The 23,795-nt window shown below is 40.9% G+C and carries 25 protein-coding genes; 9 read left to right on the forward strand and 16 right to left on the reverse strand.

All coding sequences use genetic code 11. The features are described from left to right. Window positions 1–176 precede the first annotated feature (176 nt). The 6 genes from BGO42_RS14645 to BGO42_RS14670 form a co-directional block, all read right to left on the reverse strand. Entirely contained in the window at window positions 177–2,399 is a 2,223-nt protein-coding gene (locus tag BGO42_RS14645; protein WP_177734237.1) for an NADP-dependent isocitrate dehydrogenase, read from the reverse strand. Between the two features lie 252 nt (window positions 2,400–2,651). Next, the gene (gene rplS / locus BGO42_RS14650) at window positions 2,652–3,002 is read right to left on the reverse strand and encodes a 50S ribosomal protein L19 (RefSeq protein ID WP_177734238.1); all 351 of its coding nucleotides are present in this window, start codon (window positions 3,000–3,002) and stop codon (window positions 2,652–2,654) included. A 169-nt stretch (window positions 3,003–3,171) separates the two neighbouring features. Beyond that, on the reverse strand, window positions 3,172–3,849 hold the full coding sequence (trmD, locus tag BGO42_RS14655) for a tRNA (guanosine(37)-N1)-methyltransferase TrmD (RefSeq protein WP_177734239.1): 678 nt from the start codon (window positions 3,847–3,849) through the stop codon (window positions 3,172–3,174). A 45-nt stretch (window positions 3,850–3,894) separates the two neighbouring features. Then, window positions 3,895–4,626 (reverse strand): hypothetical protein, encoded by a 732-nt coding sequence (locus BGO42_RS14660; protein WP_273247103.1) that lies wholly within the window; start codon window positions 4,624–4,626, stop codon window positions 3,895–3,897. A gap of 12 nt (window positions 4,627–4,638) precedes the next feature. Then, complete coding sequence (locus BGO42_RS14665) at window positions 4,639–5,085, reverse strand: DUF1569 domain-containing protein (RefSeq protein ID WP_177734241.1); 447 nt, start codon at window positions 5,083–5,085, stop codon at window positions 4,639–4,641. Window positions 5,086–5,089: 4 nt separating this feature from the next. Next, window positions 5,090–5,890 (reverse strand): class I SAM-dependent methyltransferase, encoded by an 801-nt coding sequence (locus BGO42_RS14670; RefSeq protein WP_273247102.1) that lies wholly within the window; start codon window positions 5,888–5,890, stop codon window positions 5,090–5,092. A 184-nt stretch (window positions 5,891–6,074) separates the two neighbouring features. Between BGO42_RS14670 and BGO42_RS14675 the strand changes: the two genes are divergently transcribed. The 6 genes from BGO42_RS14675 (at window position 6,075) to BGO42_RS14700 (ending at window position 11,649) form a co-directional block, all read left to right on the forward strand. Next, window positions 6,075–7,232, forward strand: coding sequence for an MFS transporter (locus tag BGO42_RS14675; protein WP_177734243.1), 1,158 nt, complete (start codon window positions 6,075–6,077; stop codon window positions 7,230–7,232). 75 nt (window positions 7,233–7,307) lie between these two features. Continuing rightward, window positions 7,308–8,240 (forward strand): peptidylprolyl isomerase, encoded by a 933-nt coding sequence (locus tag BGO42_RS14680; protein ID WP_177734244.1) that lies wholly within the window; start codon window positions 7,308–7,310, stop codon window positions 8,238–8,240. Window positions 8,241–8,579: 339 nt separating this feature from the next. Beyond that, window positions 8,580–8,858: a microviridin/marinostatin family tricyclic proteinase inhibitor gene (locus BGO42_RS14685; protein WP_177734245.1), complete on the forward strand. Its 279-nt coding sequence runs from the start codon at window positions 8,580–8,582 to the stop codon at window positions 8,856–8,858. A gap of 56 nt (window positions 8,859–8,914) precedes the next feature. Beyond that, window positions 8,915–9,886, forward strand: coding sequence for an MvdC/MvdD family ATP grasp protein (locus tag BGO42_RS14690; RefSeq protein ID WP_177734246.1), 972 nt, complete (start codon window positions 8,915–8,917; stop codon window positions 9,884–9,886). A 93-nt stretch (window positions 9,887–9,979) separates the two neighbouring features. Next, window positions 9,980–10,999: an MvdC/MvdD family ATP grasp protein gene (locus tag BGO42_RS14695; protein ID WP_177734247.1), complete on the forward strand. Its 1,020-nt coding sequence runs from the start codon at window positions 9,980–9,982 to the stop codon at window positions 10,997–10,999. A 101-nt stretch (window positions 11,000–11,100) separates the two neighbouring features. Then, the gene (locus BGO42_RS14700; protein ID WP_273247101.1) at window positions 11,101–11,649 is read left to right on the forward strand and encodes a hypothetical protein; all 549 of its coding nucleotides are present in this window, start codon (window positions 11,101–11,103) and stop codon (window positions 11,647–11,649) included. Between the two features lie 47 nt (window positions 11,650–11,696). Here the strand turns inward: BGO42_RS14700 and BGO42_RS14705 are convergent, their stop codons facing one another. From BGO42_RS14705 to BGO42_RS14715, 3 genes are all read right to left on the reverse strand, one after another. Then, window positions 11,697–12,083 (reverse strand): GreA/GreB family elongation factor, encoded by a 387-nt coding sequence (locus tag BGO42_RS14705; protein ID WP_177734249.1) that lies wholly within the window; start codon window positions 12,081–12,083, stop codon window positions 11,697–11,699. A gap of 12 nt (window positions 12,084–12,095) precedes the next feature. Continuing rightward, a complete protein-coding gene (locus tag BGO42_RS14710; RefSeq protein ID WP_414654274.1) occupies window positions 12,096–13,664 on the reverse strand; it encodes an FMN-binding glutamate synthase family protein in 1,569 nt (522 codons plus the stop codon). 272 nt (window positions 13,665–13,936) lie between these two features. Beyond that, window positions 13,937–14,494, reverse strand: coding sequence for a thioredoxin family protein (locus tag BGO42_RS14715; RefSeq protein WP_273247100.1), 558 nt, complete (start codon window positions 14,492–14,494; stop codon window positions 13,937–13,939). 93 nt (window positions 14,495–14,587) lie between these two features. On the opposite strand from BGO42_RS14715, the gene BGO42_RS14720 reads away from it, so the two are divergent. Beyond that, window positions 14,588–14,932: a tRNA-binding protein gene (locus BGO42_RS14720; protein WP_273247099.1), complete on the forward strand. Its 345-nt coding sequence runs from the start codon at window positions 14,588–14,590 to the stop codon at window positions 14,930–14,932. Between the two features lie 47 nt (window positions 14,933–14,979). On the opposite strand, the gene BGO42_RS14725 is transcribed toward BGO42_RS14720, so the two are convergent. The 4 genes from BGO42_RS14725 to BGO42_RS14740 form a co-directional block, all read right to left on the reverse strand. Beyond that, a complete protein-coding gene (locus BGO42_RS14725) occupies window positions 14,980–15,924 on the reverse strand; it encodes a YeiH family protein (RefSeq protein ID WP_273247098.1) in 945 nt (314 codons plus the stop codon). 66 nt (window positions 15,925–15,990) lie between these two features. Continuing rightward, window positions 15,991–16,896, reverse strand: coding sequence for a LysR family transcriptional regulator (locus BGO42_RS14730; protein ID WP_273247097.1), 906 nt, complete (start codon window positions 16,894–16,896; stop codon window positions 15,991–15,993). 45 nt (window positions 16,897–16,941) lie between these two features. Further along, window positions 16,942–17,736 (reverse strand): DNA alkylation repair protein, encoded by a 795-nt coding sequence (locus BGO42_RS14735; protein ID WP_273247096.1) that lies wholly within the window; start codon window positions 17,734–17,736, stop codon window positions 16,942–16,944. Continuing rightward, window positions 17,733–18,371: a peroxiredoxin-like family protein gene (locus BGO42_RS14740; RefSeq protein WP_273247095.1), complete on the reverse strand. Its 639-nt coding sequence runs from the start codon at window positions 18,369–18,371 to the stop codon at window positions 17,733–17,735. Before BGO42_RS14740 ends, BGO42_RS14735 begins: the two co-directional genes overlap by 4 nt. A gap of 210 nt (window positions 18,372–18,581) precedes the next feature. On the opposite strand from BGO42_RS14740, the gene BGO42_RS14745 reads away from it, so the two are divergent. Next, window positions 18,582–18,923 (forward strand): winged helix-turn-helix transcriptional regulator, encoded by a 342-nt coding sequence (locus tag BGO42_RS14745; RefSeq protein ID WP_273247094.1) that lies wholly within the window; start codon window positions 18,582–18,584, stop codon window positions 18,921–18,923. Between the two features lie 53 nt (window positions 18,924–18,976). Beyond that, window positions 18,977–19,909, forward strand: a complete 933-nt coding sequence (locus BGO42_RS14750) for a DUF4421 family protein (RefSeq protein WP_273247093.1) — start codon at window positions 18,977–18,979, stop codon at window positions 19,907–19,909. Between the two features lie 101 nt (window positions 19,910–20,010). Here the strand turns inward: BGO42_RS14750 and mgtA are convergent, their stop codons facing one another. The 3 genes from mgtA to BGO42_RS14765 are packed head-to-tail and all read right to left on the reverse strand — an operon-like array spanning window position 20,011 to window position 23,639. Continuing rightward, window positions 20,011–22,698: a magnesium-translocating P-type ATPase gene (mgtA, locus tag BGO42_RS14755; protein WP_273247092.1), complete on the reverse strand. Its 2,688-nt coding sequence runs from the start codon at window positions 22,696–22,698 to the stop codon at window positions 20,011–20,013. Between the two features lie 19 nt (window positions 22,699–22,717). Beyond that, window positions 22,718–23,434 (reverse strand): MgtC/SapB family protein, encoded by a 717-nt coding sequence (locus BGO42_RS14760; protein WP_273247091.1) that lies wholly within the window; start codon window positions 23,432–23,434, stop codon window positions 22,718–22,720. Beyond that, a complete protein-coding gene (locus BGO42_RS14765; RefSeq protein WP_273247090.1) occupies window positions 23,418–23,639 on the reverse strand; it encodes a hypothetical protein in 222 nt (73 codons plus the stop codon). The genes BGO42_RS14760 and BGO42_RS14765 overlap by 17 nt, the downstream gene beginning before the upstream one ends. Window positions 23,640–23,795 lie beyond the last annotated feature (156 nt).

Below are 23,795 nucleotides of genomic sequence, written 5' to 3' on the forward strand. Positions count from 1 at the left end.
AATTAAAAGAATTTAAGGCGCACTTCTCGTTAAAACGATAATTAGTTTTAGATTGTGATAATAATGTAAAAGCCCGCTCGAAAGAGCGGGTTTTTTTATGTTTGTAAGCAAAAGGTATCATCATAAAAAAAGGCAACCATACGGTTGCCTTTTTGTTTTTATAATGACGAAACTAATTAAGCAATTTTATTTAAAATTGTATTTAAAGTCGTACTTGGACGCATTGCCTCGTCTGTTAATGTCTGCGCTGGGTGGTAATAACCGCCGATATTCTGAGCTTTCCCCTGAGCACCGATTAACTCACCGTTAATTTGTGCTTCATTTTCAAAAAGTTCTTTTGCAATAGGAGCAAACTGTGCCTGTAATTCTGCATCTTTAGTTTGTGCCGCTAAAGCTTCAGCCCAGTATAATGCCAGATAGAAGTGAGAACCTCTGTTGTCAATCTGTCCTACTTTACGGGCAGGAGATTTATCATTTGCAAGGAATTTTTCAGTAGCCTGGTCTAATGTTTCCGAAAGAACCAAAGCTTTGTTTTTGTTGAATACATTTCCTAAATGCTCTAAAGATACCGCTAATGCCAGGAACTCTCCAAGAGAATCCCAACGTAGGTAACCTTCTTCAAGGAATTGTTCTACGTGTTTCGGTGCAGAACCTCCGGCTCCTGTTTCAAATAAACCACCACCGTTCATTAAAGGAACGATCGATAACATTTTGGCAGAAGTACCTAATTCTAAAATAGGGAATAAGTCGGTTAAATAATCACGCAATACGTTTCCGGTTACCGAAATAGTATCCAATCCGGCTTTGATTCTTTCTAATGAGAAAATCGTAGCATCCACCGGAGAAAGGATTCTGATATCCAATCCGGTTGTATCATAATCTTTTAAATAAGCAGTTACTTTTTTGATTAATTCTCTGTCGTGAGCTCTGTTTTCATCTAACCAGAATACCGTTGGTGTATTGGTTGCTTTTGCTCTGTTTACGGCAAGTTTAACCCAGTCCTGGATAGGTGCATCTTTTGTTTGACACATTCTGAAAATATCACCAGCTTCCACATTTTGCTGTAATAATACGGTACCATTAGTATCCACTACACGGATAACACCGGTAGCAGTAGCCTGGAACGTTTTATCGTGCGATCCGTATTCTTCTGCTTTTTGAGCCATCAAACCAACATTTGGTACACTTCCCATTGTTTTAGGGTCGAAAGCACCGTTCTTTTTACAGAAATCAATAGTAGCCGTGTAAAGTCCGGAATAGCATCTGTCCGGGATCAATGCTTTGGTATCTTCCTGTTTTCCTTCGGCATTCCACATTTGTCCGGAAGTACGGATCATAGCAGGCATCGAAGCATCCACGATCACATCTGAAGGTACGTGCAGGTTCGTGATTCCTTTATCGGAATTAACCATTGCCAATGCAGGTCCTTTTTTATACGTTTCCTGAATAGCCGCTTCCACTTCAGCCTGTTGCGGATGTCCGGCAATTTTTGCATAAACATCCCCCAAACCGTTACGGGTATCAATATTTAAAGTTTCAAATAAAGCAGCATATTTTTCGAATACTTCTTTAAAATAAACTTCTACGATCGCTCCGAAGATAATCGGATCGGAAATTTTCATCATTGTAGCTTTCAGGTGAATCGAAAGCAATACATTTTTAGCTCTGGCATCTTCAATTTCTTTAGCCACATAGCTTTTTAAAGCTTTTAGGCTCATTACCGAACTGTCGATGATTTCACCGGCTTTTAAAGGCGTACTTGCTTTTAATACCGTAGCAGTACCATCGGCAGCAACGAATTCGATTTTAACGTCTGTAGCTTCATTTACCGTTACCGATGTTTCACTTCCGTAGAAATCACCCTGCTCCATACTGGCTACATGGGTTTTGGAATCTGCCGACCATGGTCCCATTGAATGCGGATTGGCTTTTGCATAATTCTTAACCGCCTTTGGCGCTCTACGATCGGAATTTCCTTCACGTAAAACCGGGTTTACGGCAGAACCCAATACTTTAGCATATTTTGCTTTAATTTCTTTTTCAGCATCGTTTTTAGGCTCTTCCGGAAAATCGGGAACAGCATAACCATGTGCCTGTAATTCTTTGATAGCTGCTTTTAACTGTGGAACAGAAGCAGAAATATTTGGTAATTTGATGATGTTTGCTTCAGGAGTTGTTGCCAGTTGTCCCAATTCTGCCAGATCATCATTAATACGTTGTTCTTCTTTCAGGAATTCCGGGAAGTTAGCCAGTATTCTTCCTGCAAGAGAAATGTCTCTTGTTTCTATTTCAATACCAGACGGAGCCGTGAATGCTTTTACAATTGGCAATAATGAATGTGTAGCCAGCATTGGCGCCTCATCTGTAATGGTGTAAATAATCTTTGATTTTTGTGTCATCGTTTGAATTTTTAAAATCGTATCGAAAATAATATAGTAGTGTTTGTTCTCTTTTTTGCCTTTAAAAAAAGCGTAGCAAAGATAAGAAAATGAAAAGAAAAAGCGGTCGAAATAAGCGGGTTAACGCTCGAATTAGTATTTTATTAATTTGGCGTTTGAAAAATGCTAAAATGATAATTTAAAAGGTAAGATTTTATCAAAAAAAAAGTCCCGAATATATCGGGACTTGTTCTATGAAAATCGGAAAGCAGATTATCTTCTTCTTTCTTTGATTTTTGCTTTTTTACCAGTAAGTTCTCTGAAGTAGAAGATACGAGCTCTACGAACTTTACCTCTTTGGTTCAATTCAATTTTTTGTAAAGCAGGCATGTTTAAAGGGAAGATACGCTCAACACCTACAGCACCTGACATTTTACGGATTGTGAAAGTTTCCGTTACACCAGCACCTCTTTTTTGGATAACAACTCCTTTGAAGAACTGAGTTCTGGTTTTTTCACCCTCTTTAATTTCGTAATAAACAGTGATAGTATCACCTGCGTTGAATTCAGGGAAATCTTTTTTCGCTACGAATTCGTCTTGAACAAATTTTAATAAATTTGACATGATAGATAATGTTAATTGTTTTGAATCAGAGCAACATTCACGGTTATCGTCAGAGGTTAGTCCAAATATGGGCGCAAAGATAATGATTTTAACGAAACAGACAAGTCTTTTATAGCTAAAAAACTTACTTTTCTTGAAATATTTCTAAGAGTGCCTATTTTGTTGATTATTAGTCGTTAAGTAAATCGGGACGTCTTGTTTTGGTATGTTCGTAAGCCTGGTTTTCCCGCCATTTTTCAATTTCCGGAAAATTACCACTCAATAAGATATCCGGTACCTTCCATCCTTTGTATTCCGCCGGACGTGTATAGATAGGAGGAGAGAGCAGATTATCCTGAAAACTGTCGGTTAAAGCCGATGTTTCATTGCTCAGTACTCCCGGAATCAAACGGATGATACTGTCGGCCAGAACGGCAGCTCCTAATTCGCCTCCGGAAAGGACATAATCGCCAATGGAGATCTCTTTGGTAATAAAATGATCTCTTACGCGCTGGTCCACACCTTTATAATGGCCACATAAAATGATGATGTTTTTTAACAGGGACATGGAGTTGGCCATCTTTTGATTTAAGGTTTCGCCATCCGGAGTCATATAAACCACTTCGTCATATTCGCGCTCGCTTTTCAGCTTACTGATACAGGCATCGATCGGCTCGATACTCATGACCATTCCTGCTCCGCCGCCAAACTGATAATCGTCCACATTTTTGTGTTTGTTGGTACTGTAATCGCGAAGGTTGTGAAAATGAACTTCTACAAGGCCTTTATCGACAGCTCTTTTTAAAATAGAAGCTTCAAACGGACTTCGGATCAGTTCGGGTAACAGGGTAATGATGTCAATGCGCATAGAGTGAAAATTTTGGCAAAAATAGCTTAAAAAATAGAAATCAATTTATTTCTGCACTTTTTTAAGCAGATAAGCCCGGGTTGTAACCTTCTGATCGCCCTTTATATCCGGAACGGGAGCGGTTACATTATACAGTTCGATAGTATTGTCCGGCCCGTATTTCCAGCCAAACAGAGTTGTTGTATTGGCATCGGAAAGGTAAATTGCATTGATCTTATCGGTAATCATTTGCATACAGTCACCGGAATAACACAATTCATAGTGGCTGTAACCGGGAAAGCCGGTAATTTCCTTATCGGTGAAATGTACCTTTTTTGTTTTTAAGGTTTCCGGAAAGATAAATTCATACGTTCCGGCAATCATGGTTTGGGCTAACCGGCTTTCAAATGAAGCGGCCGATTTTGAAAAAACAGTATTCCCTTTGGTATTTGTATAGGCACTGTCTTTTACAATAAAAGTACTGTCGGAAGTCGCTTCGAGCTGCATGTCCTGTAAAGTGCCGTCATGCTGATAGGCATTGTGAAGCGTGTACAGACTGCCTTTTTTATGAAACGCTATTTTTCCGGTTTCGAAACCATTGGAAAATAAAACGCTGTCTTTTAAAAAGGTCATTTCAACCGCATAAAACGGAATATCGGCAAGCAGTATATGGTTTGATTTCTCTAAATAAGAAACATTAACAAAGGTGCCGGACAACGCAATGTCCTGCTTTTTTGTTTCGCAGGATAAAAAGAGCAATCCGGTTACGAGTAATCCTATTTTATTTAGAGAAATCATAGTTGTTTTGGATTAAACGCCAAATTGTCTTAAATGGTGATCCAGGTGCTTCCATTGGGAAATATCCCATTCTTCCGGTGTCATCGGGCCAAAAAACGGGTGTTTCAGGTTTTTGATAACGCTGGGTCCCTGCTGGAAACGGCTAACCCGGTCTATTAATGCTGTTTTTGCCGCATCGAAATCCGGTTCGTGAGTGATAATAAATTCTTTGGCTGTCGGGATATTGGGATCAAACGGTTTGTCTTCTACCAATTTCTTTTTGGCTATTCTTCCGAACAACAGCCCGATCAGGTTCTGCTTAAGCGTTAGTTCTCCAAAAGCCACTTTTATGGGCGCCTGGCAATGTTCCATCATTTGACTTACGGTCATTTTTCCCCAATGAGAAAGAGAGTGTGGTGACAATTGATTGATGCGGTCGATGATGTCCTGATTGGAAGCAGGATTATAAAGGCTCTTCATAGGTTTATTTTTTTGTCGCTACTATTGAATATGTCATGGGTAATTTATTGCCTAAATGTTTGATACGGAATTTATTCGGGGCAAATGCTTCCACTTCGTTAAAACACGGATAAGGCGAATAATTATACTCTTCAAAGATATTAATTTCCAGATTATGTTGTATTAAAGCACTCATAACCTCTGTTAACGGGTGATTCCAGCTCACGGATTCATTTTTAATCGGAGCCTCTTTATCGGCATAGGTACCGGTGGCCGATTCGATAATGGTTTCGGTATTGAAATAATCATATTGTATTTCCGTGAAATTGCTGTCAAACATCCATACCACAGGGTGGAACTCCACAAATACAAACTTCCCGCCCGGTTTTAGAAAATGGTTGACAACCTTTGCCCATTTGTTCAGGTCCGGTAACCAGCCAATAGTGCCGTAGCTGGTAAAAACAATGTCAAACTGCCCGTCCAGATGATTCGGTAAATCATAAACGTCACTACAGATAAAGGTCGCATCGATATTCATTTGCTGTGCATATTCCGTTGCTTTTGCAATTGCTTTATCGGATAAATCAATTCCGGTAACCTTCGCGTCCATGCGGGCTAAAGAAATGGTATCCTGCCCGAAATGACATTGCAGATGCAGGATCTTTTTGCCGGAAACCGGTCCCAATAACGTCAGTTCGATATCGTTTAACGTGGATTCACCGTTTAAAAAAGCATCCATTTGATAAAAATCGGAAGCGATATGATAATCCACTTTATCATTCCAGGTCGCTTTATTGGTTTCAAGGTAATCTTCAGGAATATCCATGATTCGGTTTTTAATAGTTGTTTTTTGATTGCTTAAAGTTACAAATCCGTTTGAATATAGTTGGTTTTATGCTAAAAAAACGGTTTTCACAAAGATACAGTTTGTATTAAAATCCGGTGATGCCGGAAGAAATTTTTCCGGTAATTTAAGATTTAATTAAGAGATATAGAATTAATTTTGCGGCATGAATTTATCCCGAACAGATGTTGGCTTTATGGCCATCTGTACAGGTTTGATTGTTGCCAATCTGTACTATTGCCAGCCCCTGATAATTCTTATTGCTAAAGAATTTTCTATACCCGAAGACCAGGCTGGAACCATTACATATCTAACACAGGCCGGTTATGCAATCGGTATGTTTTTTATGGTTCCGCTGGGCGATAAGCTGGAACGTAAAAAACAAATACAAATCACAACACTTGCTGCAGTGGCAGCTTTGATCATTGCGGCTACCGCCACAAACTTTAAGATGCTTCAGATCGCCAGTTTTTTAATCGGAGCCTCGTCCATCGTACCCCAGTTGATTTTACCGTTGTCGGCAAGCCTGGCTTCGCCGGAACAAAGAGGTAAGGTGATCGGTACGGTCATGAGCGGTTTGTTGGTCGGCATTTTAATTTCACGAACGGTCAGCGGCTTTATCGGCGCCTGGCTTGGCTGGAGAGGAATGTTCTGGATTGCTGCCGTTTTATGTTTGCTAATCGTGATTGTGATACAAAAGAAATTCCCGGTAAACAGACCGAATTTTAAAGGAACTTACGGAGAACTTTTAGGATCTTTATTTTCGCTGATCAAAGAACAGCCTTTATTGCGGGAAGCAACCCTGATCAATGCGTTAAGCTTTGCCCAGTTTGGCGCTTTCTGGACCACTATGGTTTTGTTGTTATCCGGAGAACCGTTTCATTATAACAGTGCGACGATAGGCCTTTTCGGAATTGTGGGCGCTTCCGGAGCTTTGGCGGCACCGCTTGTCGGGAAATTAGGCGATAAGGGCAATCCGCGGGTCGTGATTGGTTATGGCTGTTTGCTGCTGCTGATCAGTTTTATCATATTCTATTTTTCTTCCGGGAGTTTAATCGGGATATTAATCGGAATTGTTTTTATTGATGTAGGCCTGCAATCGGTACATATCTCGAACCAGACCAGGGTTTATTCGTTGCTTCCGGAAGCCCGGAACAGGATGAATACGGTTTATATGTCGTTCAGTTTCTTAGGAACAGCTTTAGGATCGGCATTTGGTTTGTGGCTGTGGAATTACGGCAAATGGCATGCTTTCTCAATTGGAGGTGCGATGCTGTCTGTGGCAGCCATCATAATTTATGCACTGACTTACAAACGCAAATAAAAGCGGGAAGCCTTAAATTATAAATTTATAAAATAACATTATATTTGTTGCTCATTATTTAAAAAAGTATAAAAAATGCAAGACGGAATTTACGCAAAATTTAATACTACCAAAGGAGCTATTTTGGTAAAGTTAACGCATGATAAAACCCCTGGAACTGTTGGGAACTTTGTTGGTTTAGCGGAAGGGAATTTAGAAAATGATGTAAAACCACAGGGAAAACCATACTATGACGGTTTAAAATTCCATAGAGTTATTGCCGACTTTATGATTCAGGGAGGTTGTCCTCTTGGAAGCGGTGTTGGCGGACCGGGATACCAGTTTGATGATGAATTTCATCCGGAATTGAAACACGATGTACCGGGAGTTTTATCGATGGCAAATGCAGGACCCGGAACAAACGGTTCTCAGTTTTTTATCACACACGTTGAAACACCTTGGCTGGATAATAAACACACCGTTTTCGGTCACGTAATTGAAGGACAGGATATTGTTGATGCTGTTGCTCAGGGTGATCTTATCGATAGCCTGGAAATCATCAGAGTAGGGGAAGAAGCTCAGAAATGGAATGCCATTGAAGCGTTCCGTACTTTTGAAGGTTCAAGAGAAAAACGTTTAGCAGAGCAAAAACGTCAGGCTGAAGAAGCTTTGGAAAAATTAGCAGCCGGTTTTGAAAAAACTGAAAGCGGACTGCGTTATAAAATGATTCAGAAAGGAAGCGGGAAAAAAGCAGAAAAAGGTAAAATCGTTTCTGTTCACTATTCCGGTTCATTAGAGAACGGAGCGATCTTCGACAGTTCATACAAAAGAAAACAGCCTATTGAGTTTCCATTAGGAAGAGGACAGGTTATTGAAGGATGGGATGAAGGTATTGCTTTATTACAGGTAGGCGATAAAGCCCGTTTTGTAATTCCGTCCTATTTAGGATACGGTTCCCGTGGTGCAGGTGGTGTTATTCCGCCGGATGCTACGTTGATTTTTGATGTAGAATTAATGGATGTAAAATAGTCTATATCACATTTATAGTAAAAACTGCCTTATATGGCAGTTTTTTTTATGCTGTTTTTATACATTTTGTGTGTTTTTTAACGCCTGTATTTTTCATTTTATACTTATTTAACATTTTTTTGCTGTGTATGCATAGTAAATAAATGTTAAATTTAACATTTATTTATTAAATTAAAACTTTTGTTAAGAGTTGTAAAATTCTTTAAACCAGTAACTTGATTTTATTTTTCATATAAAATTATTTTTTTTGCTGAAAAGCGTAAAAAAATAGTATTTTGGAATGTCAATTATTTGCAAATAAGATCAGACAATTCAATTAACTTTAAAAATTTAATAATTATGAAAAACAATAAAGACCTTAAAAAGCCTTTCTTTGCTAATTTCTTAGAGAACCAATTGACAAACGAAGAGAAGAATTCTGTTCAAGGTGGAGATATCATAACTTTAAAAGCTACTGATACTTTACAAACATTAAAATACCCATCTGACAACGAAGACGGACCTGGACCGGTAACTGTACCAAGATACGATTTATTACAAACTATGAAATATCCATCTGATAACGATGAAACCGGAGGGCCAATCCTTGAGCCTGGAGGACCGTTTACAGAGTTGTAATTATAAGTTTAATAGCAATGGCTTGTTTGACAAGTCATTGCTTTTTCTGTTTTTAGATGATATTATGTATAAGCCACAGTAATGATTTTTATACTATTGACATAGTAATTAAGCGATTAAAAGAATTAGGTAAAGAAGTTTTCAGGTTAAATTCTGATGAATTTTCCCATCAGCTGCAATTTGATTATTCCTGTGATTCACAGGAAGTTTCAGTGAGCATACAGCAGGGAGACCATTCTTTTACAGTAAAAGATATTGAAGCGGTTTATTACAGGAAGTTATGGAGGATTGCACTTCCCGATGATCTGGATGATTCGTTTAAAAATATTTATTTTCAGGAATATACCACAATGCGCAACCTGTTCTTTGCATCACTCAAAGATGTTCCTTGGATGAACCCGATGGAACTCGATCACAGAATAGGAGAGAACAAACTGGAACAATTATCCTTTGCCCGCGAGGCAGGATTAATCATTCCGGAAAGTCTTTTTACCAATGACCCGGATAAAGTAAAAGATTTCTTTTATTCGGTTTGTCAGGGGAATATGATAGCCAAATTACATGGCTCGTTATCGCGCAGTATGAAAGGAAACACTCCTTTTTTTCCAACAACGCTCATTCAGGAATCCGATCTGGAACGATTAGACACTTTGCCCTATTGTCCGATGATTTTTCAGCGCAATATTGCGAAGCTGTATGAATTGCGGGTCATTTATATTGACGGTACTTTTTATACCGGAAAAATTAATGCCGAAGCATCGGAAGCCGGTAAAACCGATTGGCGCGCGGCCAATGATATCAAGCCGTCCTGGGAGCCTTATGTGTTGCCGGATACCGTTTGTACCGCTCTGGATACGATGATGAAAAACATCGGTCTGTATTTTGGAGCAATCGATATAATCCGCCGGAAAGATGGCGATTATGTTTTTTTAGAAGTTAACCCACAAGGAGAATGGGGGATGATTCAGCGGGATCTGGGATATCCGATCGGAGAAACCATCGCTGAAAAACTCATAGCAAGAATATAGTTTATAGAATTGCTTTTTTAAATCAGGAAATTATTAATAACTGTTATATAGTGAACCTTATTGGCAAACGAGGCATAACATAAAAAAATATTTATGGAAAAAGTATTGATTATTACGCATACTCTGGATAATGAATGTATTGATATTGTTTCAAGAAAAATTAGAGAACACGGCGGTGAGCCGATTCGTTTTAATGTAGACGAATATCCTCTGAAATACGGTTTGAGCACCTGCTATGAAAACGGCGAGTGGAAAACATATCTTGATTATGAAGGAGAACGGGTATCCATTCATGATATTGCATCGTTATGGTACCGACGCAGCCATAATTTGGGTGGCCGTTTGGATACTGTTCTGGAAAGAGAATATCTGGGCAGTGTTTATGGCGAAATCCGCGCTACTTTTTTCGGAATGCTGGAAAGCATGAACTGTTTCCAGTTAGGGAAATACAGCAAATACAGACGTCTGGACAGTAAGGAAGAGCAAATGAAAATCGCAGCCTATCTGGGGATGAAAGTTCCGGAAAGCTGTATCACCAATAGCCCGGAAGAAGCAAAACGTTTTGTAAAAGACCATCCGGGAGGCGTTATCACAAAAATGCAGAGTTCTTTTGCCATTGAAAGAAACGGTGTTGAAAATGTTGTTTTTACCAACTTAATAAAAGAAGAAGACCTGGATAATATCGAGACGCTTCAATATTGTCCGATGCAGTTTCAGGAAAAATTAGATAAGAAAGTAGAATTGCGTATCACGATAGTTGGTGAGGAAATTTATGCTTTTGAAATCGATTCTCAAAAAATGGATAATGCCAAACTGGACTGGAGAAGGGAAGGTATTGAATTGCTGGAAGACTGGAAACCGTATGAATTACCGGCCGATCTGAGAGTGAAATTATTACAGATGATGGACATGTATGATGTGAATTACGGCGCCATCGATATTATTGTAACTCCGGATGATGAATATTATTTCCTGGAAATAAACTCGGCAGGAGAATTTTTCTGGTTAGACCGATTGTTGCCGGACAACCAGATTTCAGACCAGATCGCGAAAGTGCTTTTAGGCAAAGCCAAACGCAGATACACACCGGTTTTTGAAGAAAGTTTAGCTTAACCACAGCTCTCATACTGATAAATAGAAAAGCCCTCATTTTGAGGGCTTTTTTTATTGAATTATCATTTGCTTTCGTATTTTTACGCCCATAATTTATGAACATGCGTTATTTAAGTTTTCTTCTTCTGTTTCTCTTTTTTACGGCGAAAGCCCAATTGCCTGCCCAGCATTGCGGATATGATTTTACGTCTTATCTGGTGCTGAATGTGCATGAAAACGGGAAAAAAGAAAATATCAAAAATTTAAAGATCACTATTGCTGACGAATCCGGAAAGGAAATCATCAATGTCAACAATATCTATAGCTGGACAAACAGCAACAAGCCATTGGTTTTTTCATCCAACTATAAAATTGACGAAAACGGCAACCGGGTAACCGAAGAAGTAAAGGATCAGAAAACAAGATGGTTTTTTCCCTTTGCAAAAGACAATTACCTGTTGTCTGTAGCGAACACGTTTCCGGCCGATAATTTTTTTATTAAAGTAGAGGATACAGACGGGGAAGCTAACGGCGGACGTTTTAAAACACAGTCTTTGCAGCTAAACAGTTTCAATATGTATGTTTTATGTTCGGCACAAAACGAACGCCAGGCGCAGCAATTCGGACCCAGAACGAACCGGCCGGTGGAAATTATTTTAGAACGGGAGTAGCATAAAAAAAACACCGTTCCCAAAAGAAGGTGTTTTGTAAAGAAGCATTAAACGACAGGATTGGTTACCGATATGATGCGCAGTGATTTTATTCCGGCAGGCATTTCCCAATCTACTTCGTCATTCTCTTTAAATCCTATCAGTGCGATACTTAACGGAGCGATTACAGAAACTTTCCCTTCCTTAATGTTTGATAATTGCGGCAGCACAATCTGAATTTTCATGCGTTGTTTTGCCTTAGTGTCTTCAATTTCTACAAAAGAGTTGATTCTGACAATATTATCGGCTACAATATCATCTTTGTTCACGATAGCACGATCCAATTCATTTGACAGCTGCATGATTTCTTTTGCACTTTTATTGTCGCCGCTATTTTTTGTCAACTCACGAAGTAGTTGATAGTCGGTCAATGATAAAACGGGTATTGGTTTCATAACTTTTATCTTTTAAAAATTTGACATTTCTTTTTTGCTGTTGTGATCCTGCAGCTTTCCTTTAAAATAAAGGTCTGCAAAACTGCGGTTGGCACTGCCTTCCGTTCTTCTGAAAAATACGGCTGGCGTAATCTCTTTTGGTTTTTCAAATCCGCAGGCACCGATAAATTCACTCAGGGCTTTCATGGTATTTTTATGGAAATTGGCAACACGTACGCTCTTGTCGGTAATATCAATTCCCTTGTATAACGCTTTATCCTGCGTGGCAATCCCTACCGGACATTTACCGCTGTCGCATTGCAATGCCTGGATACAGCCTAATGAGAACATCATTCCGCGGGCACTATAACAGGCATCGGCACCCAAAGCAAACGCTTTTGCAAGGTCGAATGCCGAAATGATTTTTCCGGCAGCCAGAATTTTAACCTGTTCGCGAATACCGTAGGTTTTTAAAGTGGAACTCACAAACACCAAAGCATCAGAAAGGGCCATACCCATATAATCGATAAATTCCAAAGGTGCTGCCCCGGTTCCGCCTTCTGCTCCGTCAACAGTAATAAAGTCAGGGAAAATGCGGGTTTCCATCATGGCTTCCACGATATTGATAAACTCATCCTGACGTCCGATACAGATCTTGAATCCTACCGGTTTCCCATTGGAAAGCTGACGCAGCTGGTTTATAAAATACATCAGTTCAATAGCATTGCTAAAAGCGGTATGTGCCGATGGCGAGTGTACCGTAGTGTACGGTTCGATACTTCTGATCTTTGCAATTTCTGGAGTGTTTTTCTCAGCCGGCAGTAAACCGCCATGTCCCGGTTTTGCCCCTTGTGACAGTTTTAATTCCACCATTTTAACTTCCGGATAGGCAGCTCTTTCGGCAAATAATTCATTTGAAAAACTGCCATCCAGATTACGGCAGCCGAAATATCCGGTTCCGATCTGCCAGATCAGATCACCACCCTGTAAATGGTAATCACTGATACCGCCTTCGCCGGTATTATGGGCAAAATTCCCCATTTTGGCTCCTTTGTTCAACGAGGTAACGGCAGTTTTGCTCAATGCCCCGTAACTCATGGCGCTGATGTTTAAAATGCTGGCACTATACGGTTGCAGGCACTGGGTATTACCAATAGTAACCCTGAAATCTTTTTCGTTTGCTTTTTTGGGATATATCGAATGGGCTGCCCACTCATAGCCAATGCGGTTCGGATCATCCTGCATTCCAAAAGAAATGGTTTGCTTTTCGTTTTTAGCACGCTGGTACACAATGGAACGCTGCCTGCGGTTAAATGGTTTTCCGTCCAGTTCCCCTTCAAAGAAATACTGTCTGAATTCCGGGCGAACGGATTCAAAAAGATAACGCATCCTTCCTACCAGCGGGTAGTTACGGCGAATGGAATGCTTGGACTGAAAGGTATCAACAGCAATAACCGCAAGAATAGCAATGGGAATTAAAAGGACTTCCCAGGCGATATTGTGGAATTGAACAAGATACAATCCTGTTAAAAGTAACAAAATAGTGACGAACCAGATAATTTGGCGTGCAACCAACGTTGCAAAAAACTTTTTAGATGTCATGATAAATAAGCAAAAGCGTCCGACAGATCTTTCTATCGAATTAAATTAATTTACTGTATAAAGTTTGAAAGGAATGTACCCGCGTATATATAAAAAAGAAAAAACTGTTATATACGGGGTCTAATTAATGAAGGCTTTGTTGTGTGAAAATAGGACAGCCACACTGCGTTTCCTTGCAGAAAACAGTGGCCTGATTACCGTTAAAGTCTGATTGCTCAACATAGCTGGTATATTTACACAGCGCAAAGGTAGCTAATTTTTTTAGATAAGCATCATTTCCATTTAATATTGCAGCCCAAACTGGGTTTTTGTTCCGGATTGATAACCCGGTTGTAAATAACACCGTCAATTGCGCCTCTTAAATCGCTGCCGCTTAGCGGAATTCCGTTGGCGGGTCTGCTGTCGTCCAGCTGTCCGCGGTACACCAATCTGTCCAGGTTGTCAAATAGATAAAAATCCGGCGTACAGGCAGCATCATAATTTTTGGCAGCAAGCTGGTTCTCATCATACAGGTATGGAAACTCAAACTTATTCTCAAAGGCAAATTCCGTCATCAGCTCCGGAGCATCCTGCGGATAATTCACCACATCATTACTGGATATGGCGATAAAACCGATACCCTGAACGCGATAGTCATTAGCAATGCGGACAACTTCGTCGATAACATGATGTACAAAAGGGCAGTGGTTACAGATAAACATGACTACGGTGCCCTTTTCTCCTTTTAAATCGGAGAAGGAATAATAAGCCGCTGCCGAATTGGTATCTTTTAAATAAAATTCAGGTGCTATGGTTCCAAGCGGTAACATGTTTGACGGAGTACGTGCCATTTGTAAAATGTAGTATAATTATTAAAAGAGTTAAAGATAAATAAATGTAAAATGATTTGCTAATTTTGGAAAACGAATAGTTTAAAATTAATTATGGAACAAGAAACAATAAGCTGGGGCGATTTTGAAAAAGTAGAAATGAGAGTGGGTACCATACTGGAAGTCAATGATTTTCCGGAAGCCCGAAAACCGGCCTTTCAGTTAACGATCGATTTCGGAGCAGCAATAGGTATCCGCAAATCGTCCGCACAAATTACCAAACGATATACAAAAGACGTTTTAATAGGAAGACAAATTGTAGCTGTGGTTAATTTCCCTAAAAAACAAATTGGAAAATTCATGAGTGAGTGCCTCGTTTTAGGTGCGGTTCCCGAAGAGGGGGATGTTATTTTACTGGCTCCGGATTTTAAAGTTGAAAACGGTTCCAGAATAGCGTAATATAAAAGGGAGTAGTTTAGGCTCCCTTTAATTTTTTATAGTCTTCACTAAGCAATGGTATTCACAATAACCACAAGCGATACTACGGATATAAAAAGCCATAACAGGACACCCTGAGCCAAAGGTTTTATACCGGCTTTTTTCAGTGATTCTTTTGTTAATCCGGCTCCGATCAGGAACAGGGTTATTGTCAGTCCTTTTTTTGCCAGCATGACAATGACTTCGTTTATTGGCTGGAAAGCGGGAAAACAGCTGTTGAAAAGCATGGCCGCAATAAACAGGAAGATAAAATACGGAACGACTACCTTACTTTCCTTATTTTTAAAAACCAGCGCTGTTACAACCGAAACCGGTATGATCCATAAGGCACGTTGCAGTTTTACAGTAGTGGCTATCTGTAAGGCTTCGTCGCCAAACCGCTGGGCGGCTCCAACCACAGAACTGGTATCGTGAATGGCAATGGCACACCACATCCCAAATTGCGGCTGACTTAAATGAAAGACATGTCCCAACAGCGGAAAGACGAATAATGCTATTGAATTAAGGATAAAGATCGTTGCCAGAGAAACGGATATTTCTTCTTCTCCGGCTTTAACAACCGGACTCAGGGCAGCAATAGCACTTCCGCCGCAAATAGCGGTTCCGGAGGAAATTAAAAAACTGGTTTTCCGGTTAATCGCAAACAGCTTCCCGACAAGCAATCCGACGATCAATGTTGTAGTGATGGATACTATGGTGAAGAGAAAACCTTCCTTTCCGGTTTTGACCGCTTCGGTAATGTTCATTCCGAAACCCAGACCCACCACCGAAAACTGCAATAATATCCTGGTGGCACTGTGGCTGAATTTCTGAAAAGGATTGCCCAGGAACAAAGTGAGCAGGAAACCCGACAATAAAGCTATTGGCGGTGAAAAGAAAGGGAAAAGACATAAAATGATAAAAATGCTGAAAAACAGTATTTTGATTTTGTTTTCTGGGCTGGTTGATTCCATGATTTGTTTTGTTGTTTGTAAGCACAAAATTCGGAATATATACAGTCCCAGGCCAATGATAAATAGTTATAAGCTATAACTTCCGGTTATACTGTTTTGGGTGAAACGCATGAAGATTTCCGGGATGCGCTCCGTTTTTCCTTGTAAATGAGCGAAATAAAAAATGCGCTTGATGTCGAGGTTTTCAATGTCAATAACTTTAAACTCGCCGTTTACAATTTCTTTGCTAACGGCTGTAATGGACACAAAGGCAATACAATTGGAATTTGCCAGGAAGGATTTTATACTTTCGGTACTGCCCAAATGCATAATAACATTCAGGTCTTTCAGGTGAACGGAATGCTTGCCCAGTTCGTGTAAAATAATATCAAGACTGCCGGAACCGGCTTCCCTTAATACCAGCGGTGTTTTTAAAAATTCCGCCATGCTGAGGTTATCTTTGTTTGCCAGTTTTTGAGAAGTGTGTACAACGGCTACAATTTCATCCTTTAAAAAAGGCGTGTATTTTAAGGCTACATTTTTTGATTTTCCTTCCACAATTCCCAAAGCTACTTTTTTCTGGATAACGGCTTTTTCAATTTTTTCGGTATTGGCATTGATAAGCGAAATCCGGATATCCGGAAAATGTCTGTAAAAATTAGCCAGAACGGGAGGAAGGATATACTGGCTTAGCGTGGTACTGGCGCCCAGCTGCAGTTCACCGGAATGGCGTTCTTTTAAAAGACTTAAATCGAAATGGATCCTTTTGTAAATTTCAAAAATATCTTCCGAGTGATTGAAAAGCAGCTGCCCGGCTTCGGTTAATTCGATCTTATTGCCTTTTCTTTCAAACAAACGGATGTCAAATTCGGATTCCAGCTCTTTGATGTTTTTGGTAACGGCAGGCTGGGTAATGCATAACTCTTCGGAAGCTTTTGTAAAGCTCAGATGCCTGGCGACTGTGTGAAAGATTTTTAAGCGGGTATCCGACATGACTTCAATTTGGAGTAACTATTCAAAGATACGACTTATAGTTTTTTATTTCAGAATACTTCGCCTTGCTTTTTTCAGGATATAGGCTGTTTCTTTAGAATTGTTTTCCTTTTCCCATTTTTTACACAGGCTGACCACAAATTCCGGTCTTGTTTTGGAAGCATCGTTAAGCCAGTTGCCAACACTGTCGCGCACATATTTGGAAGTATCGGCTTTTAAAGGTTCCAATATGGGTAAGGCTAATTCCGGAGTTTCCTTTAATGCTTCGATATGTTTGCACCACACGCCTCTCGGCCTGATGGACTCACTGGCAAAACGCCGGATATATTCGTTTTCAGACCGGGTCCAGGGCGTTAGCAGTGTGATGGTTGTTTCCAGATTGTCAGTAATGTCCGGACGTATCGCCAGCCAGCTGAGTTCCCGTACCCCAAAATGACGGTCGGCGGCAAAGACTTTCATCCGTTCCAGTTTTTCCGCTACAGTAGCCTCGTCTTTACCGACAAAGAAGACCGCCCAGCAGCGTACGGTGTCTGACGGATGTTGCGACAGCAGATCAAAAAGTGCCGTATCGTTATGGATATAGCTTTGCGTTAACAACCCTACACCAATAGCCTCATTGATGGTTGTGACCGTTTGCTTTTTTAAATTTGAAATGTCCGTCAGGATATCCTGTAAATAAGTCTTCCGGTTGTATTGTGTTAAAACGGTTTCCAACAGCTGCTTCTGGTTGATGGCCAGCCATTCGTTAAGGTTGGCCGATTCAATTTCGCCCCTGTTGAGCTGGTCTAAAATTGATGGCGGTATTGCGGCAATGGTCCGGGCTCCTTTTCTTGTTGTCATAACGCGGCTATTAGTTCTGAAATAACGATACGGTTCCGATAATCAGCATCGATAAAACGGTAGGCAATGCTGTTATCTTCGTTTATCACAAATATAGCAGGAATAGGCAAAACAGCAGCAGCGGTATTGTTGAAATCCTGCAATTTAATTCCGAGGCTTTCATAATACGGAATAACAAAATCGGGCAGTGTAAAGGCAATGCCGGATTGTTTGGCAAGGTCGTTGTTTTTATCGGTAAAAATCTTAAAACCGAATGGATGCTCTTCCAGCAGTGCCGCATTATAAACAGGCATTTGGGGTGAAACGGCAATCAGTTCGGCTTCTTTTTCCAATATAAGCGGATAGGCGTCCTGTAATGCTTTTAATTCCAGGTTGCAGTAAGGACACCAGGAACCTCTGAAAAAAGCAATAACCAGTTTTTTATGTCGCTGCAGCCCGCTTAGCCAAACAGTTTCTCCTTTATGATCGAGCAGGGCTCCATCGGGAAAAGACGTTCCGGTTTTAAGAGCATTTTGGGTAATATTCCGGGATTTTAAACCGGCAATGGCTTCATTGAATGCGGCGATTACTTCCGGCGGCAGCTGAATGGCCAATTGCTTGTTGAGGGCTTCGATTTGCTCCTGTAAATGTTCCATAAGATTTCTTTTTTGTGTAAAAATCACCAGTTTCAGTGAAACGCACAATACCGCACTTTTTTACCCCATAGGGTGGAAAAAGTCAACTTTTATGAGTATCAGCGTAGTAGCTGTAAAAAAATAACGGCATATTTTTCACGGGATGTTTCCGCTACACTTTGTTTCGGTAATTCCTGTTTGTATTTTTGTGATTCTCCGATACCGATTGTTATGAAAACAAAAATCCGCATTACCGAAAATAAAATATGCCCGTTGGAAGAAGCTGTCAATACGATTAGCGGCAAATGGAAAATCCCGATTTTATGGCAAATGAATGAAGGAATGAAACGTCCCAGTGAATTTCTGAGGGGTATTGCCGTTGTGGATCGAAGGGTTTTAAACCAGCAGCTGAAGGAAATGGAAGAAAGCGGGTTGATCCGGAAGGAATCATTTAACGAATTGCCGCCAAGGGTTGAATATACTTTAACGGCTTTGGGCGACGAATTGGTAAAAGTACTGTGGAGCCTGAACGATTGGGGGAAAACACTGATGGCAAACCGGGAGAAAATATAATATAAAAGCATATTCCCCGTTACTTTCAGTATATTTTAATCCAGGCCCTACAGATGTCGCCAAACAGACGATTACACATACTCTTTTTTTTAATTTTATTGGCGTTTGAGCAAAATGCCATTGCCCAGACCGATAGTACCTATATCGGTACGTTCAGCCAGGAATATTCCGGAAGGGTTTTTATTGCCAGAAAATACACTTCGCTGTCCCATGAAACAGATAACGATAAAACGGATGAATACATGCCTAATAATCCTTTTGATATTGGTATAGGCTTTAGTTGGGGCGGTTCGTCATTCAGTTTTAGCCACGGCTTTAATTTCCTGGCCGATCCGGAAAAGGGAAAAACCCGTTCGCTGGATTTACAATATCATTATTACGGGAAGAAAATAGTACTGGATTTCTTCGGACAGGATTATAAAGGGTTTTACCTGGAAGATACGAATAAGGAAAACATCATCGGAATGTATCCCGACATGCAGTTAACCAAAGTAGGGCTGTTCGGGCAATATGTTTTCAATGGTAATAAGTTTTCCTATCGATCGGTATTTGACCAGACGGAACGGCAGTTAAAGTCGGCAGGAAGTTTGTTACTGGGCGGCGGTATTTATTATACACGGGTTCGCGCCGAAACCTCTTTAGCATTCTATAAAGACCTTTACCAGGTTGGACCCAGTATCGGCTATGCCTATACATGGGTTATTAACCGTCATTTTTTTCTGACGGGCTCTGTAACTCCCGGTTTGACGGTAGGGTTTAAAAATATAAACGATACGTTAATCTGGAATCCGAGTGTCTTTTTCAGATCCGCATTCGGTTATAATGCCGACAGTTGGTCGCTTAACACATCCTTTTTGCTTAACAAGCTTTATGTGAGTTATAAGGATGATAACCACATCAGCCTTAATTCCGGAAATTTCCAGTTTACTTTTATCAAACGTTTTGACAGTAATTCGCAGATACTTAAAAAAATACCAAGATTTTAAATGTTTCAAAAGCCGGATGTATAGGATCGGTTAAACAACACGAATCCGCCGTTATTATTTTGGGCAATGAAACCAAAATAATAACGGCAGATTACAGTATCCTACAACCATTGTCCGAACTTTTTGAGAAACTGTATCTTTACCAATTGGGTCAGCAGGCAATAGCCGGTTAATATGCCTATCAGCCATGGAAAATAAGCAAGCGGTAAAGCCTGCAGGTTTACCGTTCTGGCAAAAGGTGTAAACGGTATTGCCAGACCGACCAGAATTACGAAAGAAGTTAGGGCGACAACCGGAGCCGTTGCCCAGCTTTGTACAAACGGTATTTTTCGCGTGCGGATCATGTGTACGATTAATGTTTGCGATAACAATCCTTCTACAAACCAGCCGGTCTGGAACAGGCTCTGATGTTCGGGAGCATTCGCTTTGAATACAAAAAACAGTACGGCAAATGTGGCATAATCAAAGATGGAACTTATCGGACCGATACACAGCATAAAACGACTGATTCCGGTAGCATCCCATTTTTGTGGTTTTTCCAGGAAATCTTCGTCCATTCTGTCCCAGGGAATGGATATTTGTGAAATATCGTATAACAGGTTCTGGATCAGTAAATGGATGGGCAGCATCGGCAAAAACGGCAGCAGGATACTCGCACCGAGCATGCTGAACATGTTTCCGAAGTTACTGCTGGCAGTCATTTTGATGTATTTGATAATGTTTCCGAATGTCCGGCGGCCGTAAATAACCCCTTTTCGCAATACCATCAGGTCTTTTTCCAAAAGGATGATATCGGCACTTTCTTTGGCAATATCCACAGCGGTATCCACCGAAATCCCTACGTCGGCATTCCGCAGTGCCGGAGCATCGTTGATACCGTCGCCCATAAAGCCAACCGTATGCTGCTGTGCCTGGAACAGTTGTACAATCCGGGATTTCTGAACCGGATTCAGCTTTGCAAAAACACTGGTTTCTTCCAGTTTTGAAGAAAGTTCATCATCGGTCATTTTCTCAATTTCATTTCCCAAAAGAACGTGATGGAACGGAATGCCAACATCGCGGCAGATTTTCCGGGTCACGATATCGTTATCACCGGTTAGTACTTTTACCTGTACGCCCAGTTTCTGTAAACTTTCAATGGCCGGTTTGGCAGAAGGTTTCGCCGGATCTAAAAAGCCTATAAAACCGGTTAAGACCATCTTGCTTTCATCGGCTACGCTGTAGTTAGCCGAACGGTTATCGTATTCTTTTATTGCCACCAGCAATACCCGTAAACCGTCTTCGTTCAGCTTTCTTGAGGTATTTAAGACCGTTTCGCGCATGCCGGCATCAATCGGAACAATGGCATCTTTTTCGATGTGTATGTGGGCATTTTCACCGGGATAAAAAGAATGGGAACACAAATCGAGCATTTCCTCAACGGCACCTTTACAGATCAGCAGGTGTTTGCCGTTTTTCTGTTCCAGGATAACACTCATGCGGCGGCGCTGGAAGTCAAAAGGGATTTCATCTACTTTTTTGTAATCTTCTTCCACTTTCAGGTAATCGTGCAGTTCCACATGTTCTAAAACGGCTACATCCAAAAGGTTTTTTAAGCCGGTCTGGTGGAAGCTGTTAAAGTATGCCCATTTGAGAACCTCATCATCTTCATTGCCCAAAACGTTCAGATGCCGTTCTAAAATGATCTTATCCATAGTGAGCGTACCTGTTTTATCGGTACACAGTATGTCCATTGCGCCAATGTTCTGTATGGCATTCAGGCGTTTTACGATTACTTTTCGCTTACTCATGTTTTTTGCCCCTTTGGCCAGGTTGGCGGTAACGATCATTGGCAGCATTTCCGGGGTTAATCCCACTGCGATGGCAATAGCAAACAGCAGGGCATCAAACCAGTCGCCTTTGGTCAGTCCGTTAACGATAAAAACCAGAGGTACCATAACCAGCATATAGCGGATTAGCAGCCAGCTGACTTTATTGACGCCTTTATCAAAACTGGTTTCCGAGCGTTTGCCGCTAATGGCTTTGCCAATTGCACCCAGATAGGTCAGGTTTCCCGTGGCAACCACAATAGCCGTTGCGGTTCCGCTTACCACATTGGTTCCCATAAAGCAGATGTTTTCCAGTTCCAAAGGCGGTTTTGCCGTTGGATTCGTGACCGGAGCTTCTCCTTTTTCCAAAGGCAGGGATTCTCCGGTGAGTATTGCCTGGCTCACAAACAAATCTTTGGATTGTATTATCCGGATATCGGCAGGGATCATGTCGCCGGCACTCAAATAGAGAATATCACCCGGTACCAGGTCTTTAAACGAAATTTCCTGTTTGCCGATGGTTTTGCGCAATACGGTTGCTGTTGTGGTGACCATGTTTTTTAAGGCTTCGGCAGCCTGGTTGCTGCTGTATTCCTGCCAGAACCGGAGCAGGGAACTGAGAATGATCATCACACTCACAACGATTACCGTTTTATAGTCCTGTTCGCCCGGTGCGGCTAAAATAATATCCATTACGGCAGAGATAACCACCAGAGCGATTAATACGGCTATAAACGGGTTTACAAAAGCCATGAACAGCTGTTTGTACCAGGAAGGCGCTTTTTCGTGCTGGATTTCGTTAGGACCGAATTTTTTTAATTTTTCTTCCGCCGTTTGCTGGCTCAATCCGGCTTCGTTGGTTTCCAGTAAGGCATATATAAGATTACTGTCGGCTTTTGCAATAGCATTAAGCCGGGTAGCGGCACTTTCTTCAAAGTTTGAAAAAGCTTTGTTCCCGTTTTTTATTTTTGTTGTCAACATTTTGATAAGGTTTTGCTTTTTATATTTCAGCTTGTTGTCCTGTAAATTCCCAGCTCACTTTGGTTACTTCCTGTTCAATGGTGAGCCGGCTTACCATCTGTTCCATGATATAATCCTGTATGCCGGCTGCCGTAATTTCTGCAACGATTAAAGTTGAGGTCTGATTTTCATTATCGCTGCTGGCAAGGGAGCGGAGCACTATTTTTTCATTGTTCCCCAATTGCTGTATTAACAATACCCGGATGTGGTTTTCCACATTGTTTTTACAGTTAATGATAATTTTATAGTCGGCAGGCAGGGAGGTATTCTTAGGAATAAATGTCAATACACTGAGCTTTGTGCCTACAGTACGCAATAACAAATGGGTAATGATTACGGTAACTGTGGTGAGTATTGCCTGGGGGAATAATCCTATTCCGACCAAAGCGCCTACAGCAGCAGCACACCACAAAGTAGCGGCTGTATTTAAACCCTGTACGTTCAAGCCGTCCTTCATGATCACGCCGGCACCCAGAAAACCGATTCCGGATACGATCTGTGCAGCTACTCTGCTGGGATCGCCGGAATGGCCGGTAATCGAAACCGACAGCAGTATAAAGGCGGCTGCTCCAATGGATACGAGGGTATTGGTGCGCAATCCGGCACTTTTTTGCCGCCATTGCCGCTCAATGCCTATAGCGGCTCCTAAAACGAAGGCGAGTGTTAACCGCACTGCAAATTCAGTTACCGAAAGCATAGGCAGCAGGATTAGACGGTTGATACTGTTGCGGTTTCGGAATCGTACCGGACTTTAAGGTCTGTTCTTCGGAACCAATAGCGATAAAGGGCATAGTCCCGATACCGAGGTGAATATCGTAATATTCGGATGTGACAGGAGTTTTCTTGTTGTTGTAAAACGTCTTGTTTTTTATACGCTTTACGAATAAAAATATAAATTTCATGACTGATAAAGATTTTGTTCCCTGAAGAACAATACCGGTCATGTTCTTTACAGCGAAACGTTAGTACTTAAATTGGGATAATCGTCCATAATTTGTTTTATTAACTATGCAAAAGTAAAACAGCCCATTGGATTGGGCTGTTAGAGATGTTTTAGA

It is taken from the genome of Flavobacterium sp. 40-81, from assembly GCF_001898245.1.
GTDB classification, from domain to species: Bacteria; Bacteroidota; Bacteroidia; order Flavobacteriales; family Flavobacteriaceae; genus Flavobacterium; species Flavobacterium inviolabile.

Bases quoted from the DNA above. Each gene is read 5' to 3' on its own strand.
- BGO42_RS14700 (WP_273247101.1), top strand. From the start codon at position 11,101: ATGCGTTATTTAAGTTTTCTTCTTCTGTTTCTCTTTTTTACGGCGAAA.
- trmD (WP_177734239.1), bottom strand. From the start codon at position 3,849: ATGCGCATTGACATCATTACCCTGTTACCCGAACTGATCCGAAGTCCG.
- BGO42_RS14730 (WP_273247097.1), bottom strand. From the start codon at position 16,896: ATGTCGGATACCCGCTTAAAAATCTTTCACACAGTCGCCAGGCATCTG.
- BGO42_RS14645 (WP_177734237.1), bottom strand. From the start codon at position 2,399: ATGACACAAAAATCAAAGATTATTTACACCATTACAGATGAGGCGCCA.
- BGO42_RS14670 (WP_273247102.1), bottom strand. From the start codon at position 5,890: ATGGATATTCCTGAAGATTACCTTGAAACCAATAAAGCGACCTGGAAT.
- rplS (WP_177734238.1), bottom strand. From the start codon at position 3,002: ATGTCAAATTTATTAAAATTTGTTCAAGACGAATTCGTAGCGAAAAAA.
- BGO42_RS14750 (WP_273247093.1), top strand. From the start codon at position 18,977: ATGTCGCCAAACAGACGATTACACATACTCTTTTTTTTAATTTTATTG.
- BGO42_RS14710 (WP_414654274.1), bottom strand. From the start codon at position 13,664: ATGACATCTAAAAAGTTTTTTGCAACGTTGGTTGCACGCCAAATTATC.
- BGO42_RS14695 (WP_177734247.1), top strand. From the start codon at position 9,980: ATGGAAAAAGTATTGATTATTACGCATACTCTGGATAATGAATGTATT.
- BGO42_RS14660 (WP_273247103.1), bottom strand. From the start codon at position 4,626: ATGATTTCTCTAAATAAAATAGGATTACTCGTAACCGGATTGCTCTTT.
- BGO42_RS14715 (WP_273247100.1), bottom strand. From the start codon at position 14,494: ATGGCACGTACTCCGTCAAACATGTTACCGCTTGGAACCATAGCACCT.
- BGO42_RS14745 (WP_273247094.1), top strand. From the start codon at position 18,582: ATGAAAACAAAAATCCGCATTACCGAAAATAAAATATGCCCGTTGGAA.
- BGO42_RS14725 (WP_273247098.1), bottom strand. From the start codon at position 15,924: ATGGAATCAACCAGCCCAGAAAACAAAATCAAAATACTGTTTTTCAGC.
- BGO42_RS14675 (WP_177734243.1), top strand. From the start codon at position 6,075: ATGAATTTATCCCGAACAGATGTTGGCTTTATGGCCATCTGTACAGGT.
- BGO42_RS14735 (WP_273247096.1), bottom strand. From the start codon at position 17,736: ATGACAACAAGAAAAGGAGCCCGGACCATTGCCGCAATACCGCCATCA.
- BGO42_RS14685 (WP_177734245.1), top strand. From the start codon at position 8,580: ATGAAAAACAATAAAGACCTTAAAAAGCCTTTCTTTGCTAATTTCTTA.
- BGO42_RS14690 (WP_177734246.1), top strand. From the start codon at position 8,915: ATGATATTATGTATAAGCCACAGTAATGATTTTTATACTATTGACATA.
- BGO42_RS14740 (WP_273247095.1), bottom strand. From the start codon at position 18,371: ATGGAACATTTACAGGAGCAAATCGAAGCCCTCAACAAGCAATTGGCC.
- BGO42_RS14665 (WP_177734241.1), bottom strand. From the start codon at position 5,085: ATGAAGAGCCTTTATAATCCTGCTTCCAATCAGGACATCATCGACCGC.
- BGO42_RS14705 (WP_177734249.1), bottom strand. From the start codon at position 12,083: ATGAAACCAATACCCGTTTTATCATTGACCGACTATCAACTACTTCGT.
- BGO42_RS14760 (WP_273247091.1), bottom strand. From the start codon at position 23,434: ATGCTTTCGGTAACTGAATTTGCAGTGCGGTTAACACTCGCCTTCGTT.
- BGO42_RS14765 (WP_273247090.1), bottom strand. From the start codon at position 23,639: ATGAAATTTATATTTTTATTCGTAAAGCGTATAAAAAACAAGACGTTT.
- mgtA (WP_273247092.1), bottom strand. From the start codon at position 22,698: ATGTTGACAACAAAAATAAAAAACGGGAACAAAGCTTTTTCAAACTTT.
- BGO42_RS14720 (WP_273247099.1), top strand. From the start codon at position 14,588: ATGGAACAAGAAACAATAAGCTGGGGCGATTTTGAAAAAGTAGAAATG.
- BGO42_RS14680 (WP_177734244.1), top strand. From the start codon at position 7,308: ATGCAAGACGGAATTTACGCAAAATTTAATACTACCAAAGGAGCTATT.